The sequence below is a fragment of the Mitsuaria sp. BK041 genome, from assembly GCF_014193085.1.
GTDB lineage: Bacteria > Pseudomonadota > Gammaproteobacteria > Burkholderiales > Burkholderiaceae_C > Roseateles.
In genome coordinates this window covers 1-18,570 of sequence record NZ_JACHYT010000001.1, presented here as the reverse complement: position 1 = coordinate 18,570, position 18,570 = coordinate 1, and the positions used below count along the sequence as shown (strand labels likewise).

Annotated in this window: 18 protein-coding genes; 13 read left to right on the top strand and 5 right to left on the bottom strand. The window is 70.0% G+C overall.

All coding sequences use genetic code 11. From position 1 onward, the window contains the following. Positions 1-49 precede the first annotated feature (49 nt). Complete coding sequence (gene ftrA / locus FHT38_RS00090; RefSeq protein ID WP_183488676.1) at positions 50-1,123, top strand: transcriptional regulator FtrA; 1,074 nt, start codon at positions 50-52, stop codon at positions 1,121-1,123. 12 nt (positions 1,124-1,135) lie between these two features. Here ftrA and FHT38_RS00085 read toward each other — a convergent pair whose 3' ends face one another. Continuing rightward, the gene (locus FHT38_RS00085) at positions 1,136-2,197 is read right to left on the bottom strand and encodes a beta-propeller fold lactonase family protein (protein ID WP_183488673.1); all 1,062 of its coding nucleotides are present in this window, start codon (positions 2,195-2,197) and stop codon (positions 1,136-1,138) included. A 92-nt stretch (positions 2,198-2,289) separates the two neighbouring features. Here FHT38_RS00085 and FHT38_RS00080 point away from each other — a divergent pair, with 92 nt between their 5' ends. Both FHT38_RS00080 and FHT38_RS00075 read left to right on the top strand, forming a co-directional pair. Beyond that, positions 2,290-3,471 carry a GGDEF domain-containing protein gene (locus FHT38_RS00080; protein ID WP_183488670.1) on the top strand — a complete coding sequence of 394 codons (1,182 nt, stop codon included), beginning with the start codon at positions 2,290-2,292 and terminating at the stop codon, positions 3,469-3,471. Between the two features lie 145 nt (positions 3,472-3,616). Further along, positions 3,617-4,249 carry a GNAT family N-acetyltransferase gene (locus FHT38_RS00075; protein ID WP_091719753.1) on the top strand — a complete coding sequence of 211 codons (633 nt, stop codon included), beginning with the start codon at positions 3,617-3,619 and terminating at the stop codon, positions 4,247-4,249. 46 nt (positions 4,250-4,295) lie between these two features. Here FHT38_RS00075 and FHT38_RS00070 read toward each other — a convergent pair whose 3' ends face one another. After that, positions 4,296-5,117, bottom strand: a complete 822-nt coding sequence (locus FHT38_RS00070; protein ID WP_183484272.1) for a TetR/AcrR family transcriptional regulator — start codon at positions 5,115-5,117, stop codon at positions 4,296-4,298. A 230-nt stretch (positions 5,118-5,347) separates the two neighbouring features. Here FHT38_RS00070 and FHT38_RS00065 point away from each other — a divergent pair, with 230 nt between their 5' ends. Further along, entirely contained in the window at positions 5,348-5,857 is a 510-nt protein-coding gene (locus FHT38_RS00065; RefSeq protein WP_183488664.1) for a GNAT family N-acetyltransferase, read from the top strand. Positions 5,858-5,875: 18 nt separating this feature from the next. On the opposite strand, the gene FHT38_RS00060 is transcribed toward FHT38_RS00065, so the two are convergent. Beyond that, positions 5,876-7,045, bottom strand: coding sequence for a PQQ-dependent sugar dehydrogenase (locus FHT38_RS00060; RefSeq protein ID WP_183488661.1), 1,170 nt, complete (start codon positions 7,043-7,045; stop codon positions 5,876-5,878). Between the two features lie 285 nt (positions 7,046-7,330). On the opposite strand from FHT38_RS00060, the gene fusA reads away from it, so the two are divergent. The 6 genes from fusA (at position 7,331) to FHT38_RS00030 (ending at position 12,744) form a co-directional block, all read left to right on the top strand. Further along, the gene (gene fusA, locus FHT38_RS00055) at positions 7,331-9,460 is read left to right on the top strand and encodes an elongation factor G (RefSeq protein ID WP_183488658.1); all 2,130 of its coding nucleotides are present in this window, start codon (positions 7,331-7,333) and stop codon (positions 9,458-9,460) included. Positions 9,461-9,564: 104 nt separating this feature from the next. Next, positions 9,565-10,164, top strand: a complete 600-nt coding sequence (locus tag FHT38_RS00050) for a hypothetical protein (RefSeq protein ID WP_183488654.1) — start codon at positions 9,565-9,567, stop codon at positions 10,162-10,164. Between the two features lie 340 nt (positions 10,165-10,504). Continuing rightward, entirely contained in the window at positions 10,505-10,690 is a 186-nt protein-coding gene (locus FHT38_RS00045; protein WP_183488651.1) for a hypothetical protein, read from the top strand. A gap of 66 nt (positions 10,691-10,756) precedes the next feature. Then, positions 10,757-11,008, top strand: a complete 252-nt coding sequence (locus FHT38_RS00040) for a hypothetical protein (protein WP_091719730.1) — start codon at positions 10,757-10,759, stop codon at positions 11,006-11,008. A 210-nt stretch (positions 11,009-11,218) separates the two neighbouring features. Then, a complete protein-coding gene (locus FHT38_RS00035; protein WP_254783146.1) occupies positions 11,219-12,031 on the top strand; it encodes an HDOD domain-containing protein in 813 nt (270 codons plus the stop codon). Positions 12,032-12,132: 101 nt separating this feature from the next. Then, on the top strand, positions 12,133-12,744 hold the full coding sequence (locus FHT38_RS00030; RefSeq protein WP_183488648.1) for a methyltransferase domain-containing protein: 612 nt from the start codon (positions 12,133-12,135) through the stop codon (positions 12,742-12,744). A 15-nt stretch (positions 12,745-12,759) separates the two neighbouring features. On the opposite strand, the gene FHT38_RS00025 is transcribed toward FHT38_RS00030, so the two are convergent. Beyond that, on the bottom strand, positions 12,760-13,242 hold the full coding sequence (locus FHT38_RS00025; protein WP_091724875.1) for an Lrp/AsnC family transcriptional regulator: 483 nt from the start codon (positions 13,240-13,242) through the stop codon (positions 12,760-12,762). 137 nt (positions 13,243-13,379) lie between these two features. On the opposite strand from FHT38_RS00025, the gene hppD reads away from it, so the two are divergent. Then, a complete protein-coding gene (gene hppD / locus FHT38_RS00020) occupies positions 13,380-14,504 on the top strand; it encodes a 4-hydroxyphenylpyruvate dioxygenase (RefSeq protein WP_183488645.1) in 1,125 nt (374 codons plus the stop codon). 57 nt (positions 14,505-14,561) lie between these two features. Here hppD and FHT38_RS00015 read toward each other — a convergent pair whose 3' ends face one another. Then, positions 14,562-15,452, bottom strand: a complete 891-nt coding sequence (locus FHT38_RS00015; protein WP_183488642.1) for a triacylglycerol lipase — start codon at positions 15,450-15,452, stop codon at positions 14,562-14,564. A 283-nt stretch (positions 15,453-15,735) separates the two neighbouring features. Between FHT38_RS00015 and FHT38_RS00010 the strand changes: the two genes are divergently transcribed. Both FHT38_RS00010 and FHT38_RS00005 read left to right on the top strand, forming a co-directional pair. Continuing rightward, positions 15,736-17,466: a long-chain-fatty-acid--CoA ligase gene (locus tag FHT38_RS00010; RefSeq protein ID WP_183488639.1), complete on the top strand. Its 1,731-nt coding sequence runs from the start codon at positions 15,736-15,738 to the stop codon at positions 17,464-17,466. Then, positions 17,466-18,437 carry an MBL fold metallo-hydrolase gene (locus FHT38_RS00005; RefSeq protein WP_183488636.1) on the top strand — a complete coding sequence of 324 codons (972 nt, stop codon included), beginning with the start codon at positions 17,466-17,468 and terminating at the stop codon, positions 18,435-18,437. The genes FHT38_RS00010 and FHT38_RS00005 overlap by 1 nt, the downstream gene beginning before the upstream one ends. Positions 18,438-18,570: the final 133 nt, after the last annotated feature.

Genomic DNA, 18,570 nt, shown 5'->3' with positions numbered 1-18,570 from the left:
GGTGTCATGCACGAGTGGCCGGAATGCCGCGTATCGGTAACATCGCGCCATGCCACGCGCCCGTCATGAATCGAGCCCCCCTCCCCGCAAGGGCAGCACCGCCGGCGCGAGGCCCGTCGCCGCCCGCGCCAACGCCGCCAAGTCGAGCCGATCGGCCCAGGCGGCCGCCTCGACCGAGGCGCCGCTGGTCGCGATCCTCGCCTACGACCGGCTCTGCATGTTCGAGTTCGGCTGCGCCGTGGAGCTGTTCGCGCTGGACCGGCCCGAGCTCGGCGTGGCCTGGTACCGCCACGCGATCTGCGCGGCCGAGCCCGGCCCGCTGCGCGGCACCGGCGGCGTGCGCGTCGAGGCGCCCCACACGCTGGCGATGCTGCGTCGCGCCGACATCGTCGTCATCCCCGGCTGGCGCGATGCCGCCGAGCGGCCGCCCGAGCCGCTGCTGAAGGCGGTGCGCGCCGCCCATGCGCGCGGCGCGCGGCTGTGCACGATCTGCTCCGGCGTCTTCGTGCTCGCGCATGCGGGGCTGCTCGACGGCCGGCGCGCGACCACCCACTGGCGTTATGCCGAGCGCCTCGCCCGTGAGTTCCCCCGCATCGAGGTCGATCCCGGCGCGCTCTACGTCGACGAGGGCCAGGTGATCACCTCGGCCGGCTCGGCCGCCGGGCTGGACATGCTGATGCACCTGGTGCGGCGCGACCACGGCGCGCGCATCGCCAACGCGGTGGCGCAGCGGCTGGTGATGTCGCCGCATCGCGAGGGCGGCCAGGCGCAGTTCGTGCCCAGGCCGATGCCCAGCGACGAATCCAGCCCCATCGCCGTGCTGCAGGACTGGTTGCGCGCGCATCCGCGCGAGGTCCACACGGTCGCGTCGATGGCTGATCGCGCCGCGATGAGCGCGCGCACCCTGCAGCGCCGATTCAAGGCGGCCACGGGCCTTGCGCCGCTCGAATGGCTGACGCGCGAGCGTGTCGCCATCGCGAAGGAGCTGCTCGAGACCCGCGAGTCGCTGGACGTGGAGGCGGTGGCCGATCTCTCGGGGCTGGGCTCGCCGGAGTCGATGCGGCGGCACTTCCGCTTGCTGGGACTGCCCGCGCCTTCGCGCTACCGGCGACAGTTCGGCTGATCAGGTCGAGCCTCAGCGGAACACCACGCAGGCCGCGCCCGGCATGGCGATGAAGCGGCCGTCGAAGCGCGGCAGCGCCTCGCCGTCGAGCCGGAACACGCAGAGCTGATGACTGCGCTGCAGGCTGACCCAGAGCTCGTGGCCGTCCGGGCTCAGCGTCGCACTGCGCGGGTAGCTGCCCTGGGCCCAGACTTCGCCGCGCCAGGACGGGCGGCCGTCCGCATCCACGTCGAAGACGGCGATGGCGTCATGCAGCCGGTTCAGCGCGAAGAGCCGGCGGCCGTCGGGCGTGACGAGCAGGTCCGACGCGTAGCTCAGCCCTTCGAAACCCGCCGGCAGGCTGCTGATGCGCAGCCGATGGGTCAAGCGCCCCGCGGCGTCCAGGCCCAGCCAGTCGAGCGCGTTCGCGGCCTCGTTGAGCAGGTAGAGCTGCCCCGCATCCATCGGGTGGAAGACGAGGTGGCGCGGCCCGCTGCCCGGCGGCAGCGACAGGCCCTCCAGCTCGATCGGCATCGCCCCGCCTTCATCGACGCGCCACACGCGCAGCAAGTCCTGGCCCAGGTCGGTGGCCAGCATCAACGGCCAGCGCGGATGCCGGCGCACCATGTGCGCATGCGGCTCGGTGCCGGGCCGGGGAGCGATCGACCGATCGGGCGCACGCAGCGCACCGTCACTCTCCACCACCGCGCGCCGCACGCTGCCATCGCCGTAATGCGCGATCCATGCCTCGTGCGCGCGGCCGGCGTTGTCGTCGAAGGCCAGATGCACCGGCAGCGTGCCGCCCGTCGCGACCCGCGACATCAGCGTGAGCGCCCCGTCGTCGGGATCGACCGCGAAGCTCGCGAGCTCGTGACTGTCCTCGAGCAGCGCGTGCAGCCGCCGTCCGCCCTCGGCCAGATGGAGCCAGGTCGGGCTGCCTTCGAGCGGCGCAGCAAGCCGCGCCCACACGCGACCACCGTTCTCCCGCACCAGCGCGTGAACGCCGCCGCAGTGCGGTCCATATCCGCCGGCGAAGGCGAACGGCACGCCCGGCAGGCGAGCCGGGGCGGACGGGAGGGTGGTCGTCAGGCTCATGGGGGCCGCGACTTTACGTGCGCGGCCGCATCGGGGCCACAATCGCCGGTCATGACCAGCTCACGCCCGCCTCGCCGGCGGGTGCCGCGCGTATGCGTTTCGACGTCCCGACGCTGTTCAGCCTGATGCTGATCCAGTCCCTGGCGCTGGCGCTGCTGCTGCCCTTGCTGCTGGGCTGGTGCGACAGCATCGCCGCCCGCCGCGCGCAACTCGGCGCCGCTGCCCAGGCCGCCGGCTGGGCCCTGCTGCTACTGCCGCCCGAAGGCTCGCGCCTGACCGCGACCGTGGCGCTGGGCCTGCTCAGCGCCAGCGTGACGCTGCTGTGGATGGCCGCCGACCGCTGGCTGCCCGGGCGGCTCGGCCGCTTCTTCCAGTACGGCATGCCGGTGCTGGTCATGGTCGGCTACGGCGCCGGCTGGGACAACTACGCGCTGCGCCTGGCCTGGTCCAACGGCTGCATCGGCCTGCAGATGCTGGCGTTCGGCGTCAGCCTGATGCAGCCGGTCAAGCGCGGCCCCGTCGGCCACCTGCGCTGGCGCCTGCTGTTCACCGTCAGCCTGGGCCTGCTGGCGCTGCTCAACCTGGCCCGCGCCTACCTGGCCGGCTTCGACACCGGCAACCTGCCGCGCTTCGACGCGCCGCATCCGCTCAACATGGCCTTCGCCGTCGTGGCCAACGTCTGCGTGCTGGCCGCCGCGATCGCGATCCTGGTGGCCTGGCGCGGCGAGAGCGAGGTCGAGCTGCGCCGCCTCTCCCAGGTCGACGCCGCCACCGGGCTGGCCAACCGGCGCGCGTTCCAGCAGCGCTCGGTGGACATGATCTCGATGGCGCGTCGCTACAGCGAGCCGCTGATGCTGCTGGTCATGGACCTGGACGGCTGCAAGGCGATCAACGCCACCCATGGCGAGCTCAAGGGCGACCAGGCGATCGCGCTGTTCGCCCGCTGCCTGGACGAGCAGAAGCGCCTGGGCGACGTCATCGCGCGCATCGATGGCCAGCGCTTCGCGGTGATGATGGCGCGCTCGGACCTGGTCGGTCCGCCGGCGCTCGACCGCCGCGTCCGCGAAGCGCTGCTGGCGCTGGCGCCGCGCGAGCTCGGTTTCACGCTCGGTTATTCGGCCGGCTGGGCCAAGCTGCGCAACGGCGACCGCAACATCGAGGACCTGCTGCACCGCGCCGAGGCCGCGCTGTATGCCGCCAAGCGCCAGGGCAAGGGCCGCCTGTGCGCCGAGCCGGGGCTCGAGGCGGAACTCAGCGTGGCGGTGCCCGCCTGAGCCTGAGCCGTCACCGCGCGGCAATCGCCCGCGCGATGCGGCCCCGCGCCGACCTGGCATGACGTTTGCGTCAGGGTTTTCCAGGTCCCGGCCGCGATTCACGAGATCGGTCGGGCAGCCGCAGTCCCACCTGGAGTTCCCGCCCATGCACGTCGCCCTCAGCCCCACGGCCGTCCACCCCCGAGCCGCGCGCGCCCTCCATCCACAGGCCAGCGATACCGCCGCCTTGCCACGACTGGAGCGGGCGCCGATCGAGATCCTCAAGCTGTCGTCCCGCGACCTCCAATGGCTGCCCGCGCTGACCCACCTGCTGATCGACAACGTCCATCTCGGCGCGACGCTGGGCTTCCTGGCGCCGCTGTCGCGCTACCAGGCGCTGGACTACTGGCATGGCGTCTTCGCGCGACTGGGCCAGCACCACATGCTGTGGATCGCCTGCGAGTCCGAAGGTCCCGGCCGGCTGCTGGGCGCGGTCCAGCTCTCGCTGTGCCCGCTGGCGAACGCGCACCACCGCGGGGAGGTCCAGCGGCTGATGGTGCATAGCGAGGAACGCAGCCGCGGCGTGGCGGGCCAGCTGATGTCGCGCCTGGAATGCGCGGCGGCGACGCAGGGGCGCTTTCTGCTGCAGCTCGAGACCTGCGCCGATTCGCAGGCCGAGGCGGTCTTCGCGCACCTCGGCTGGCAACGCGCCGGCCAGATCCCGGACCACTGCCATGGCGCCGAAGGCCAGCTGCAGACCGCGGTGCTGTACTACAAGCGCCTGCCGCACCTGGTCTGAGCCCGCGCCCGGTCCGAGCCCGCGCCTGGACGACGGTCGGCGCGCCTCACCCGGCGCCGACCAGCCCGGCCAGCAGCGCCTCCACCCGCTTCGCCCGCGAGACCGCGCCGCCGAGCGCCAGCCCGTCCTGCTCCAGCATCACCAGCCCGTGCAGGCCCGACCACAGCGCGGCGGCGCGCGCGGCGGGCAAGGCGGCCGGCGCGATCAACGCGTCCAGGCCCGTGATCAGCGCCTCGCGCAACGCGACCGGCGTGTCGAGCATCAGCAGCCGGTAGTCGTGCGGATGCTGCAGGCCCCAGGAGACGAAGGCCCGCGCCACCGCGGCCGCCTCGCCGCCGGGCGCCGCGCCGTCGACCGCGCCCTGCAGCCGCGTCAGCACCGCCTGCAGGCTGTCCTGCGCGAGCCGCGCGAGCAGCTCGCCCTTGTCATGGAAGAAGCTGTAGAGCGTCGCGTGCGAGTACCCGACCGCCGCGCCCACCTCGCGCAGCGTCAGCGCCTCGGCGCCGCGCTCGGCGAACAGCTCCCGCGCGGCGGCCAGGATGCCGGCTTCCAGCGCCTGCTTGTGCGCCGCGCGACGCTGCTGCGACGCTGTCGGCGGCAGCCCCGCCTCGTCTGACGGCGCCAGCGCGTTCGCGCCCTCGGCGCCTGCATCGCTCATCGCCTTGCGCTGCGCCTGTCGCTTGAGCGGCCCTTCCGGCTTGGCCACCTTCTGCCGCACGCGCGGTTGCGGCTTGGCGGCCGGACGCGCGTCGGCCGCGCCCGCCGGGCCGGCCTGCACGACGCCCGCGGTGGGGTGCAGGCCCTTCGGACCGCTCGGGCGCGGATCCGGCAGGGGCGCTCGACCGCCGCTTGTCGATTTACTGACCATTGGTTAGGATTTGATCATTGGTTCAAACGAAGCCTGAACAATGCCACAAACACCTGCGATTGGCCAATCCGCCGCGCCTTGCATTCCTGTGATGCTGGAGTCGGTGTCGGTCGACCACCCCGACAGGTGCTGCTGATGCACCAGCTCAACCAACGGTTGGCATCGCTCAGCGGCGATTCCGGCGCGAGCCGCTTCGAGGCCTCCTCCTCCCCTCTCCTCCAGGAATCCCCATGGAACTGATCGACCTCCGCGGCACCGACCGCGACTGGATGCCCGCGCTCGGCGAGCTGTTCTTCGACGTCATCGACGGCGGCGGCTCGCTCGGTTTCCTCGAGGACATCGACGAGGCGCAGATGCGCGAGTACTGGGAGGGCGTCTTCGACCAGCTCGGCCCGCGGCACCGCCTGTGGGTCTGCCGCGATCGCGACCGGGCGCTCGGCACGGTGCAGCTGTCGCTCTGCGGCAAGCCCAACGGGCGCCATCGCGCCGAGGTGCAGAAGCTGATGGTGCATCGCGACGCACGCCGGCGCGGCGTGGCGGCGCAGTTGATGGCCGCGCTGGAGCGCGTCGCGCGGGACGAGGGCCTGCGGCTGCTGGTGCTGGACACCGAGGTCGACTCGCCGGCCGAGACCTTCTATCGCGCGCAGGGCTTCCAGCGTGCCGGCGAGATCCCGGACTTCGCCACCAGCCCGCAGGGCGAGCTGCGCGGCACCGCGCTGTACTGGAAGCGCCTGCCCTGACGCGATGCGCGTCAGCGGTCAGCGCGACAGCCGCATCAGCTTGCCGCCGTCGGTGACGATGAGCAGCGCGCCGTCGCGCGCCTGGATCAGGTCGCGGAAGCGCTCGCCCAGGTCGCCGAACATCTTTTCCTTGGCCGTGACGGTCTCGCCGTTGATCGCGATGCGCCACAGCGCCGTGCCCGCCAGCGATCCCGAGATCAGCTGCCCGCGCCATTCCGGGAACATGCTGCCGGTGTAGAACACCAGGCCGGCCGGCGCGACCGAGATCGGCGTCCAGGTCGTCAGCGGTTCGACGTAGGTGGGGGCGTGCGTGCCGCCGCCGATGCGGCAGGCATCACCCACCGGCGAGCCGTACGGGCAGCCGTAGCTCTTGACCGGCCAGCCGTAGTTCTTGCCGGCGCGCGCGATGTTGAGCTCGTCGCCGCCCTGCGGGCCGTGCTCGGTGATCCACAGCTCGCCGGTCTGCGGATGCAGCACCGCGCCCTGGATGTTGCGATGGCCGTAGCTCCAGATGCCGGGCCGCGCGCCGCCGGCGAAGCTCGGGTTGTCCGACGGGATGCCGCCATCGCGGTTCACGCGGATCACCTTGCCCAGCGTCTGCTGCAGGTCCTGCGACGGGCTGCCCTTCATGCGCTCGCCGGTGGTGATGTAGAGCGTCTTGTCGCGCGCGAAGACCAGGCGCGAGCCGTAATGCCCGCTGCCGTCGACCTTCGGCGCCTGCCGGAAGATCACCTGCACGCCAGTCAGCGCGTCGCCCTCGAGCCGGCCCCGCGCCACGGTCGTGCCGGCCTTGCCGGCTTCGCTGCCGCTGCCCGCCTCCGCGTAGGCGAAGTAGACCCAGTTGCTGCCGGCGGTCCCGAAGTCCGGATCGATCGCGATGCCCAGCAGGCCGCCCTGGCCGCTGTCCAGCACCGGGGGCACGCCGGAGAGCGTGGCCTCCGTCCGGCCGGCCGCGGACAGCCGCACGATCGCGCCGCCCTTCTGCGTCACCAGCAGCCGGCCGTCCGGCAGTTGCGCCAGGCCCCAGGGGCGGTCCAGCCCGCTGTTGAGCGTCTGCAGCGTCGGCGCCGCGGCACCGCCGCCGGGCTGCGACGGCACGGCGGTGTCTTCACCGCCGCTGCCACCGCCGCCGCAGGCCACCGCCGCCGCGGCGACGGCCAAGGTCGACATCCATTCCGCCACGCTCATGTCCACTCTCCTGATCCGGGTGAAAGGCCGCGGCCCCGGCGGCCGCGTCACGATGCCGTGAAGTCCGGGAGTCTAGGCGTCCCGCGCGTCGGTGCGACCGGGTGCGCGGATCGGCCCCGCCGTCGTCGATGGCGACCTTCGCGCGGGGCAATCGGCGTGCACGCCGCCGCCGCTGGCGACTCGCGGCCCGGATGGCCCTGGCCTTGTGCGGGCCCGGCGCTTCCTCTACGCTGGCCGCAATCCGGCTCCAGACCCACGTCCAACTCTTCCCGAGAGGAGCGAGCCATGTGCCCCAGTCCCACCCCTGACTTGGAAGGCGCCCCCGCCGGCAGCCCAGGCAGCGCCGCGGTGCCCCAGCATCCCGGCATCGCGGCGATCCGCACCCTGGCGCTGGCCGGCCCGGCCGGCGCCGGCAAGACCTCGCTGGCCGAGGCCCTGCTGCTGAAGGCCGGCGCGATCAAGAGCGCCGGCAGCATCGAGAAAGGCAGCACCGTCAGCGACCACGACCCGCTGGAGAAACGGATGCAGCACTCGCTGCAGGCGGCCCAGATGCACCTGCTGCACAACGGCCTGCGCGTCCACCTGCTCGACACCCCGGGCGCGCCCGACTTCATCGGCCAGGCGCTGCCCGCGCTGGAGGCGGTCGAGTCGGTGGCGATCGTCGTCAACGCGCAGAACGGCCTGGAGCTGATGGTCAAGCGGATGATGGAGGCCGCCGCCGGCCGCGGGCTCACGCGGCTCATCGTCGTCAACAGGATCGACGCGCCCGGCGTCGACGCACAGGCGCTGCTGGGCCAGTTGCAGGAGGCCTTCGGGCGCGAATGCCTGCCGCTGAACCTGCCGGCCGCGGGCGGCACGCGCGTCCAGGACTGCTTCTTCGGCTGCAGCGGCGACAGCGACTTCGGCTCCGTCGAGGCCGCCCACCGGGCGCTGGTGGAGCAGGTGGTGGAGGTCGATCCGGACTTCGTCGACCGCTACCTCAATGACGGCGACGTGCCGGCGACCGAGCTCCACGCGCCGCTGGAGCAGGCCTTCCGCGAGGGCCACCTGATCCCCGTGTGCTTCGTCTCCGCCCGCACGGGCGCCGGCGTGGCGGAACTGCTCGACGTCATCGAGAAGCTGCTGCCCAACCCCTACGAGGCCAATCCGCCGCAGTTCCTGCGCCGCGAGGGGGAGGAGGCCGAGCCGCTGGTCATCACCATGGACCCGGCCCGGCACGTGGTGGCGCACGTCTTCAAGATCCAGTCCGACCCCTACCTCGGCAAGCTGGCGATGCTGCGCGTCCATCAGGGCACGCTGCGCAGGAACGCCCAGCTTTACGTCGGACATGCGCGCAAGGCGGTGCGGGTGGCGCATCTGTTCATGCTCCAGGGCAAGGAGCATGTGGAGATCGAGCAGGCGCTGCCCGGCGACCTGTGCGCGCTGGCCAAGCTCGAGGAGCTGCATTACGACGCGGTGCTGCACGACGCGCCGGAGGACGAGCACCTGCACCTGGCGCCGGTGGCGCTGCCGACGCCGGTGCATGGCATCGCGATCCGGCCCAGCCGCCATGGGGACGAGCAGCGGCTGTGGGAGGTGCTGTCGCGCCTGGTCGAGGAGGACCCCTGCCTGCGCCTGGAACGCGGCGGCGACCAGGACGGCCTGGGCGCGCAGGGCGGCGAGACGCTGGTCTACGGGCTGGGGGAACTCCACCTGCGCGTGCTGCTGGAGCGGCTCAAGGAGATCTACAAGTTCGACGTCCAGACCCAGCCGCCGCGGATCGCCTACCGGGAAACGATCTTGGCCAAGGCGGAGGGGCATTACCGGCACAAGAAACAGACCGGCGGCGCGGGCCAGTTCGGCGAGGTCTGGTTACGCATCGAGCCGCTGGCGCGCGGCGCCGGCTTCGAGTTCCGCGACGAGGTCAAGGGCGGCACCATCCCCGGCCAGTTCATGCCGGCCGTCGAGAAGGGGGTGCGCCAGGCCCTCGCCCAGGGGGTGGTGGCCGGCTACCCGGTGGTGGACCTGCGCGTGACGGTCTTCGACGGGAAGCACCATTCGGTGGACTCCAAGGAAATCGCCTTCATCACCGCCGGCAAGAAGGCGCTGATCGCCGCGGTGCGCGAGGCGCGCCCGGTGGTGCTGGAGCCGATCGTGCAGGTCGAAATCAGCGCCCCGGAACACGCCACCGGCGACATCACCGGCGACTTGGCGTCCCGGCGCGGCCAGGTGCTGGGCACCCGCGCCAGCGTGCCGGGGCAGATCGGCGTCGAGGGACTGGCGCCGCTGGCGGAGCTCAGCGCCTACCAGAACCGCCTCAATGCGATGACCAGCGGGCAGGGGCGCTACACGATGGTGCTGTCCCATTACGAACCGGTGCCCCCCAACACGCAGGCCCAGTTGGCGGCGGGCTACCACCTGAAGGACGAGGAGTAATCCCCCATCCGCCGGGGATCGCTGGGGCGCCGATCCCCTGTGACGCGGGGGCCGGTCGGAGGCGGCGGGCCAGGCGTTTGTGAACGAAGCTTTATCATTGCGGGATGTGTTCCGCCCCCCGCGATGTCGCGCAGATCCGCCTGGACAACGCGATGCGCTTGTTCGACGAGTTCGTCGCCGCGACGATCAAGCATCCCGATGCCGCCGCCCTGCGCGGCCTGGAGCGCCGCTTTGCCGAGCGCCTGCAGATCCAGCCTAGCTACTGGAGCCAGATCAAGAGCCGTTCGCGCCAGATCGGCGAGCGGCTGGCCCGCCAGTTCGAGCAGCTCAGCCACAAGCCCAACGGCTGGATGGACCAGGAACACGGGGCGCCGGGCACCGCCGCCGCGGGCTCGGGCGGTATCTCCCAGAGCAACGGGGCTTTATCAAGCGCGCACCGGCCGGCCGCAGCGGACAACTCCCCCAGCCTGCCGCAGGACGATGACGAGCGCTTCATCGTCGGCCTGGTGCTGACCTACTATCGCCGCCATCCGCAGCGGGCCCGCACCCGGCTGCTCGACCTCCTGGGCGAGGTGCTGACCCCGCCCGCGCCGAATGCGCCGCCCGCGCCCGCACCGCGGGCAGCCGCGCCGGCGACCTCCGACGTCGACGATTGGCGCAAGCTGCAGCAGAGCATCGCGCCGCTGAAGCCGAAGAAGCGCTGAGCGCGCGCCCGGCGGCGTCGCGCCGGCAATCCTTTCGACGTCCCTCGCCCCTTCCGTTCCGCCTTCCGTCCCGCCTGGTCCTCGGCCCTCGGCGTGCGTAGGTGCGCGCCTGCGCGCGTAACCGTTGCCACCCCGCCGCCGAGGCGCTGGCTCCCGGCGCGGCGTCGTCCCGTCGCCGAGGGACAACGCCAGATAAAAACCGCTTGCGCTTGATAATCAGATGTTTATCATCTGCGCAACTTTGGAGCCCCCGCCGCAACGGCCGCGCAGTTGGCGCCCGTCCCGGGACCGAGGCGCTCCCCTTTCCCTTCCGTCCCGTCCGTCATCACAGGAGGCTGCCATGGCCCAGTTCATCACTCCCCGTCCGCGTCTCGCAACGACACCGCGCAAGCCGCGCAATCCCTTCGTGGCGCTGAGCCACGGCCGTTCAGCGGGCCGTCACGGCCCCACCGCCGGCGGTCGACGCCAGCAGGAACAGCAAGCCCTGAAGCGCGCGCTTCAGCGGCACGACGACTTCAGCCCTTGAACGGGCCGCCTCCGACGGATCGGGACGTCTTCCCGGTCCGGCGCAGGCCGCCCAGGGAGACAAGACATGCAAGAGATCACCTTGATGCCGGGCCGCATGCATGGCCTGGCCCGCCAGCAGACCCTGCGGGGCTGGCTGGCGATCCTGCTGCTGGGCGCCGGCGGGCGCCTGATCAGCTGGGCGTGGCAGGTCGCTCCGGCGCCCCGCCGCGATGAACCGGCCACCGGGCTGGAGTTCCACGGCGACGCCGACGGCGCCGGCCGGCTCTACGTCGACGGCCAACTGCAGGGCACCCTCGCGGGTGTGCAACGGCTGTGATGCCGGTCTGGCTCGCGGTCGCCGTGGCCGCGGTGGGGATCAAGCTCGCGGGCGCCGAGCCGATATACGATGAACGATCACCGTGTATCGCCGCCCGCGCGGCGACCTCGCTTCATGACCCAGAGCGTTCCGCCCGCTGCCTCTGCCCCGTCCGGGAGCGGAGCGGGGAATCCGCCGGTTCCCCCGCCGTTCCAGCCGCTGACCCGGCCCTTGCCGGACCTGGCGGCGTGGACGGCGCACCTGCGCGGCATGGAGATCCCGGTGCTGGCCAGCACGGCCGAGCAACTGGAGATCTGGCGTGCCAATGAGGACGCGGTCGACGCGCACCTGCTCGGCGAGATCCTGAGCAAGGATCCGCTGATGACGCTCAAGCTGCTGGCGCATGCCGCGTCGCAGCGCTCCAGCCGGCTGCTGACCGACACCGAGACGGTCACCGCCGCGCTGGTGCTGATGGGCATCACTCCCTTCTTCAAGGCCTTCGGCGCGCAGCCGACGGTCGAGCAGCGCCTGGCCTCGCGCCCGGACGCGCTGGCCGGCGTGCAGCGGGTGCTGCATCGCGCCGAGCGCGCCGCGCGCTTCGCGCTGGGCTTCGCGGCGCACCGCGCGGATCCCGATGCCGCGGTCATCCACAGCGCCGCGCTGCTGCACGATTTCTCCGAGATGCTGCTGTGGTGCGAGGCTCCCGACCTCGCGCTCGAGATCCAACGCCGCCAGCAGGCCGATCCCGCGCTGCGCAGCGTCGCGGCGCAGCGCGCGGTGCTCAACATCGAGCTCGGCGACCTGGAACAGGCGCTGATGCGCAGCTGGCACCTGCCGGAGCTGCTCGCCCACATCGTCGACGACAAGAAGGCCAACGATCCGCAGGTCCGCAGCGTGACGCTGGCGGTGCGGCTGGCGCGGCATACCGCCCAGAGCTGGGAGAACCCCGCCGTGCCCGACGACCTGATCGAGATCGGCGCGCTGATGAACCTCTCGCCCGCCCACACGCTCAAGCTGGTCCACGAGGTCGACGGGGTGCTCTGAACTGCGGTGCGGCGGCGGATCGCCGCGACGCCATCGCATGGGCGCTGCATCGGCGTTACGCTGCGCGCTCCGACAGCATGCGACCGACGCGAGGAGACACCATGGCCGGCCCCGACCGCGAGTTCTGGCAACAACGCTTCGAGACCGGGCAGACCGGCTGGGACCGCGGCGCGCCGCATCCCCAACTGGCCGCGTGGTTGGCGGACGGGCTGTTGCCCACCGGCGCGCGCATCGTCGTGCCGGGCTGCGGTCGCGGCCATGAGCTGTCGGTGCTGGCACGCGCGGGATTGGACGTGATCGGGCTGGACTACACGCCGGCGGCGGTGGAGATCGCCCGGACCGCGCTCAAGGAGGCCGGTGTGCCCGGGCGTGTCGAGCAGGCGGACGTGCTGGCCTGGCGGCCCGATCATCCGGTGGACCTGATCTACGAGCAGACCTGCCTCTGCGCGCTGCATCCCGACCAGTGGACCGGTTATGCCGAGCAGCTGCAGCGCTGGCTCAAACCCGGCGGCCGACTGCTCGCCCTGTTCATGCAGGCGCGCCGCGACGAGTCCGAGCACGGCCAGGTCATCGGCCCGCCCTACCACTGCGACGTCAATGCGATGCGGGCGCTGTTCCCGCTGGCCTTGTGGAAATGGCCGGCGCCGCCCTACACGCAGCGCCCGCACGAGCGGGGATGGTTCGAGCTCGCGGTGGTGCTGGAACGGCGCTGAGCCGCGCCGCTACCTTCATACCGGCAGCGCCGTCGTGTCCTTCAGCCGGTCCAGCACGAAGCTGGTCTTGCAGTCCTGCACGCTCGGGTGGCGCAGCAGCGTGTCGCTGATGAAGCGGGCGTAGTGGCTCATGTCCTCGACCAGCACCCGCAGCAGGTAGTCCATCTCCCCCGTCAGGGCGGCGCATTCCACCACTTCGGGCCAGGTCTGGACCGCCGCGCGGAACAAGTCCATCGGCGTGCGCTTGTGGCTTTCGGTGTGCTTCTCCAGGCGCACGTTGATGTAGGCCGTCAGGCCGAGGCCCACCCGCTCCGGGCTCACCAGCGCCACGTAGGCGGTGATCACGCCGCCTTCCTCGAGCCGCCTCACCCGCCGCAGCACCGCCGACGAGGACAGGTTCACCTGCGCCGCCAGCGCGTCGTAGGTCATGCGGCCGTCGGCTTGGAGGGCGTGGAGGATGCGTCGGTCGATCGCATCGAGCTCGATCTGCTTGTCCATCCCGTGATTCTTGCAGGATTCCTGCGCCATCCCTCTTTCGGGCGCCTTGGATCGCAAAAATCCTGCGCCCCCCTCCCCCTACAGTGACGCCATCGCATTCCTGACCAGATCCCCTTGACGGGGTAGCGGAGACAAGCATGGCATTCACCCCCTGGGACAACCCGATGGGCACCGACGGCTTCGAGTTCATCGAGTTCGCCGCGCCCGATCCCGCGGCGCTGGGCGCGCTGTTCACCTCGATGGGCTTCGTCGCCGTCGCCCGCCATCGCCACAAGGATGTGACGCTGTACCGCCAGGGCGACGTCAACTTCATCATCAACGCCGAGAAGGACGCCTTCGCGCAGCGCTTCGCGCGCCTGCATGGGCCGTCGATCTGCGCGATCGCGTTCCGCGTCAAGGATGCGGCCTTCGCCTACCACCGCGCGCTGGAGCTCGGCGCCTGGGGCTTCGACAACAAGGCCGGCCCGATGGAGCTGAACATCCCGGCGATCAAGGGCATCGGCGACTCGCTGATCTACTTCGTCGACCGCTGGCAAGGCAAGAACGGCGCGGCGCCCGGCGAGATCGGCAACATCAGCATCTATGACGTCGATTTCGTGCCGCTGCTCGATGCCGAGGGCAAGCCGGTGCAGTCCACGCCCAAGGGCCATGGCCTGACCTACATCGATCACCTGACCCACAACGTGTTCCGCGGACGGATGAAGGAATGGGCCGAGTTCTACGAGCGCCTGTTCAATTTCCGCGAGGTCCGCTACTTCGACATCGAGGGCAAGCTGACCGGCCTGAAGTCCAAGGCGATGACCAGTCCCTGCGGGAAGATCCGCATCCCGATCAACGAGAGCAGCGACGACAAGAGCCAGATCGCCGAGTACCTGGACCTGTACCACGGCGAGGGCATCCAGCACGTGGCGCTGGGTACCGACGACATCTATCGCACCGTCGAAGGCATGAAGGGCACGGGCGTGGTCTTCCAGGACACGATCGACACCTACTACGACCTGGTGACCAAGCGCCTGCCCGAGCACAACGAGGACCTGGACGAACTGCGCCGCCTGCGCATCCTGATCGACGGCGCCGCGCACCAGGGCGCGCCGCACGAGCTGCTGCTGCAGATCTTCACCAAGGAAGTGATCGGCCCGATCTTCTTCGAGATCATCCAGCGCAAGGGCAACGAAGGCTTCGGCGAGGGCAACTTCAAGGCCCTGTTCGAAAGCATCGAACTTGACCAGATCCGCCGTGGCGTGCTCAAGGCGGACGCTTGATGGTCCGGGATGTCGGCCGGCCTCGCCGCGCTGACTTCCCGCTGACGCGCCCCTGACTCAACCCGCCCGGCTCACCCGCTGGGCGGTGTTCATTTGGGCCGGCTCATCGAGCAGGGCCAGCGCCCGCTCGAAGGCCTGCGGCTCGAACACGAGCTGCAGGTGGCCACGCGCCGGCAGGTGCAGCACACGGGCCCCGGGCAGCACCGCCGTCTCCGCCGGGAAGACGATCTGGTCGCAATGGCCGTAGAGGCAATCGAAATGGCTCGCGACCTGCGGCGGCTCCTGGCGCGCGAGCTCGTTCAGCCATTCCGAATCGCCGCGCATCTGGCGGGCGTTCTCGGTGGTGCCCAGCTTCGCCAGCAGCGTGCCGTGATGCGGCGTGCCCAGCGTCAGGATGCGATGGATACGGTCGAAGGGGTGCCCCTGACTGCGCCACCAGGCGCGCGCGCTCAATCCCCCCATGCTGTGGGCAACGATGAGCGGCGCCAGGCCGGTCCTGTCATGGAGCGCGCGCATGGCGGCGTCGACCTGCGGCGCGTAGCGGTCGATCGAACCGAAGGCGGGCTCCTGGGTGAGCGCGATGAACGGCGTCCCGCGCGCCCGCAGGGCCTTCATCCAACCGTTCCACAGGCCGCGATTGCAGCTGTAGCCGTGCAGGAACACGACGCCGCGGCGGCCGCGCGCCTGCGCTGGCGGCGGCAGGAAGTCCGGCTCGCGATGTTCGGCCCAGGGCTGCTGCCAATTGAACACCCTCGTGACCACGACGACCTCGCGCCACCAGGCCTGCAGCAAGTCGCCCAGCGGCGCGGTCGGCAGCCCCGGCGCGGGCGGGACGAAGCGCAACACCAGGAAGTGGGGGAGCATCGCCAAGGGCGGCCCCGCCACGAAAAGCGCGAGCAGCGCCAGCCCCACCCAAGGCCCCCAGTGACTGCCGGCCCACAGGCTCAAAAGCGGTCCAACGATCCAACGAAACAACGAGGTGAGGCGCTGCAGCCTGCCGTTCATCCGGGCTCCCGATCAAAACGACGAGTGTAGGCGCGGGCTGGACCAGGGCGTCGCTTCGGAAAACTCTGCGCATGGACATGCCTGGCCAAGGAATGGCGACCGGTTGTCCCTCACGTGACGAGGTGGCCTAGGGCATCCCCGCTACGACGCCTTCGCGCCAGCAGCCAGCATGGACAGTTCCTCAGGGGCGCGCCCCTCCGACACATCAAGAACGCGACGAGGAGACATGACTGCAACCACCGCACCGACCGCCGCGACGCCGGCGACCGCCCCACCGACCGCGAAGCCCTGGCTGAAGAACTACCCACCGGGCGTCCCTGCGGAGATCCCGGTCGACGTCTATCCCTCGTTGGTGGCCCTGCTCGAGGAGGCATTCCGCAAGCATGCGCGCCGCGACGCGGCCGCCTGCATGGACCAGCGCCTGAGCTTCGCGCAGGTCGACGAGCTGTCCGCGGCGCTGGGCGCCTGGCTGCAGCAGCGCGGCCTGGTCCGCGGTGCGCGCGTGGCGATCATGATGCCCAACGTCCTGCAGTACATGGTGACCATCGCGGCCATCCTGCGGGCCGGCTTCGTCGTGGTGAACGTGAACCCGCTGTACACGCCGCGCGAGCTGGAACACCAGCTCAAGGACTCCGGCGCCGAGGCGATCATCGTGCTCGAGAACTTCGCCAAGACGCTTTCGGAGGTGATCGACCGCACGCAGGTGAAGCATGTGGTGTTGACCGGCCTGGGCGACATGCTGGGCTGGTGGCGTGGCCCGCTGATCAACTTCGCGGTCCGGCACGTGAAAAAGATGGTGCCGGAATTCCGCCTACCCTTGACCGGCGGGCGCAGCGTCTCCCGCTTCAATCAGGCGCTGGCGCAGGGCGCGGCCATGTCCCTGAAGCCGGTGCAGGTCGGCCCGGACGACCCCGCCTTCCTCCAATACACCGGCGGCACGACGGGCCTATCAAAGGGCGCGACCCTGCTGCACCGGAACATCGTGGCCAACATCCTGCAGAGCGAGGCCTGGTTCGCGCCGATGCTGAACAAGCTCGGCGACAAGCCCCTGACCATCGTCTGCGCGCTACCGCTGTATCACATCTTCGCGCTCACGGCCTGCTACATGCTGGGCGCGCGGATGGGGATCATGAATCTGCTGATTCCGAATCCCCGCGACATTCCGGGGCTCATCGCGACGCTGCGCAATTACCGGGTGAACATGTTCCCCGCGGTCAATACCTTGTTCAATGCGCTGGCCAATGATCCCGCATTCGCCAAGCTCGATTTCAGCGAGCTGGTGATCTCGAATGGCGGCGGCATGGCGGTGCAGCAGGCCACTGCGGAGAAATGGGCGCGCATTACCGGCTGCCCTGTCGTCGAGGGCTATGGGCTTTCCGAGACCTCTCCGGTGGCGACGGTGAATCGCCTCGACCTGGCCCAGTTCAATGGATCGATCGGCTTGCCCGTGCCCAACACCGAGATCGCAATCCGCGACGACAACGGCAAGGATCTACCGATCGGCGAGCGCGGCGAGATCTGCATCCGAGGTCCGCAGGTCATGGCTGGCTATTGGAATCGTCCCGAAGAAACCGCGCAGGCGATTGGACCGGATGGATTCTTCAAGACCGGGGACATTGGTGTGATGGATGCGGAGGGATTCACCCGCATCGTGGATCGCAAGAAGGACATGATCCTGGTCAGCGGCTTCAACGTGTATCCCACCGAGATCGAACAGGTCGTGAACCTGCATCCCGGCGTGCTCGAGTGCGCGGCGATCGGCGTTCCGGATCAGCACTCCGGCGAGGCGGTGAAGCTGTTCGTCATCAAGAAGGATCCGGCGCTCGCCGAGGAGGACCTCGCCGCCTATTGCCACAAGCAGTTGACGGGCTACAAGCGGCCGAAGTACATCGAATTCCGCGATGAGCTGCCCAAGACCAACGTCGGCAAGATCTTGCGACGCGAACTGCGGCAGTGATGGGCGCCTCGCGCGGTGACGGCTGCGGCGCTTGCGTGTTGCCGTCGGGTGTCTCCGTCCTGGAGCGGGGTTGGCTCTCGTCCAACAACGTCGTGCTTCATGGCGCATCCCCGGAGGAGGGCGCAGTCCTTGTCGACACCGGCTACGCCAGCCATGCAGAGCAGACCCTCGCTTTACTCGATGCCAGCTTGCTGCCGGCTGAGTCGCTGCGCCTGATCGTCAATACGCATCTCCATTCCGACCATTGCGGAGGGAATGCGTTGATCGCGCAGCGGCATGGGTGTCCCATCCTCATTCCTCCGGGCGAGTACATCGCGATTTCGACTTGGGACGAGGCGGCGCTGAGTTACCGCTCGACCGGCCAGCGCTGCGATCGGTTCACGCCAGCGGGAAAGCTCACGCCCGGCCAAGTGCTTCGTCAGGGAGGGAGGGATTGGCATGTCCATGCCGCGCCGGGGCACGACCCGCATTCGGTGATCCTGTATGAACCATCCAGCGGGACGCTGCTGTCCGCAGATGCGCTGTGGGAACGGGGCTTCGGAATTGTCTTTCCGGAACTCGATGGCGAAGACGCTTTCGAGGAAGTGGCTGCCACACTCGACATCATCGAACGGTTGAAACCCGAAATCATCATTCCTGGTCACGGGGCGCCATTTACGGACATCGCCAAGGCCATCGGAATTGCACGCGAGCGCTTGGACTACTTTCGACGGGAACCTCATCGCCACGCGGTGCACGCGGTGAAGGCCCTCACTGCGTTTCATATGCTTGAGGTGGTTCACAGTACCCGCGACGCGTTGCTCGCCTGGCTGGTATCAACGCCCATCTTTGTGAGTGCTTGGCGACGATTCTTTCCCGACCGGGACCTGCTCCATTGGTCCAATGAACTGGTGGACCAGTTGATCGCGGCAAAGATCCTCGGAGCTTCGAGCAAAAATGGCTCAGCGATGCTTCAAATCTCTAAGGCATGAGCGCCGAAAGCAGCGAGAAACTTTGCGACGCCCAAAAAGCAAAACCCCTCGACTGTTTCCAATCGAGGGGTTTGCCGGATATTAGCCTGACGATGACCTACTTTCACACGGGAATCCGCACTATCATCGGCGC

Excerpts from the sequence above, each read along its gene's own strand:
- FHT38_RS00040 (WP_091719730.1), top strand. The coding sequence starts at position 10,757 with ATGCAAGAGATCACCTTGATGCCGGGCCGCATGCATGGCCTGGCCCGC.
- FHT38_RS00045 (WP_183488651.1), top strand. The coding sequence starts at position 10,505 with ATGGCCCAGTTCATCACTCCCCGTCCGCGTCTCGCAACGACACCGCGC.
- FHT38_RS00010 (WP_183488639.1), top strand. The coding sequence starts at position 15,736 with ATGACTGCAACCACCGCACCGACCGCCGCGACGCCGGCGACCGCCCCA.
- FHT38_RS00005 (WP_183488636.1), top strand. The coding sequence starts at position 17,466 with ATGGGCGCCTCGCGCGGTGACGGCTGCGGCGCTTGCGTGTTGCCGTCG.
- FHT38_RS00085 (WP_183488673.1), bottom strand. The coding sequence starts at position 2,197 with ATGAGCCTGACGACCACCCTCCCGTCCGCCCCGGCTCGCCTGCCGGGC.
- FHT38_RS00080 (WP_183488670.1), top strand. The coding sequence starts at position 2,290 with ATGCGTTTCGACGTCCCGACGCTGTTCAGCCTGATGCTGATCCAGTCC.
- FHT38_RS00060 (WP_183488661.1), bottom strand. The coding sequence starts at position 7,045 with ATGAGCGTGGCGGAATGGATGTCGACCTTGGCCGTCGCCGCGGCGGCG.
- FHT38_RS00065 (WP_183488664.1), top strand. The coding sequence starts at position 5,348 with ATGGAACTGATCGACCTCCGCGGCACCGACCGCGACTGGATGCCCGCG.
- FHT38_RS00030 (WP_183488648.1), top strand. The coding sequence starts at position 12,133 with ATGGCCGGCCCCGACCGCGAGTTCTGGCAACAACGCTTCGAGACCGGG.
- ftrA (WP_183488676.1), top strand. The coding sequence starts at position 50 with ATGCCACGCGCCCGTCATGAATCGAGCCCCCCTCCCCGCAAGGGCAGC.
- FHT38_RS00070 (WP_183484272.1), bottom strand. The coding sequence starts at position 5,117 with ATGGTCAGTAAATCGACAAGCGGCGGTCGAGCGCCCCTGCCGGATCCG.
- FHT38_RS00050 (WP_183488654.1), top strand. The coding sequence starts at position 9,565 with ATGTGTTCCGCCCCCCGCGATGTCGCGCAGATCCGCCTGGACAACGCG.
- FHT38_RS00025 (WP_091724875.1), bottom strand. The coding sequence starts at position 13,242 with ATGGACAAGCAGATCGAGCTCGATGCGATCGACCGACGCATCCTCCAC.
- hppD (WP_183488645.1), top strand. The coding sequence starts at position 13,380 with ATGGCATTCACCCCCTGGGACAACCCGATGGGCACCGACGGCTTCGAG.
- fusA (WP_183488658.1), top strand. The coding sequence starts at position 7,331 with ATGTGCCCCAGTCCCACCCCTGACTTGGAAGGCGCCCCCGCCGGCAGC.
- FHT38_RS00075 (WP_091719753.1), top strand. The coding sequence starts at position 3,617 with ATGCACGTCGCCCTCAGCCCCACGGCCGTCCACCCCCGAGCCGCGCGC.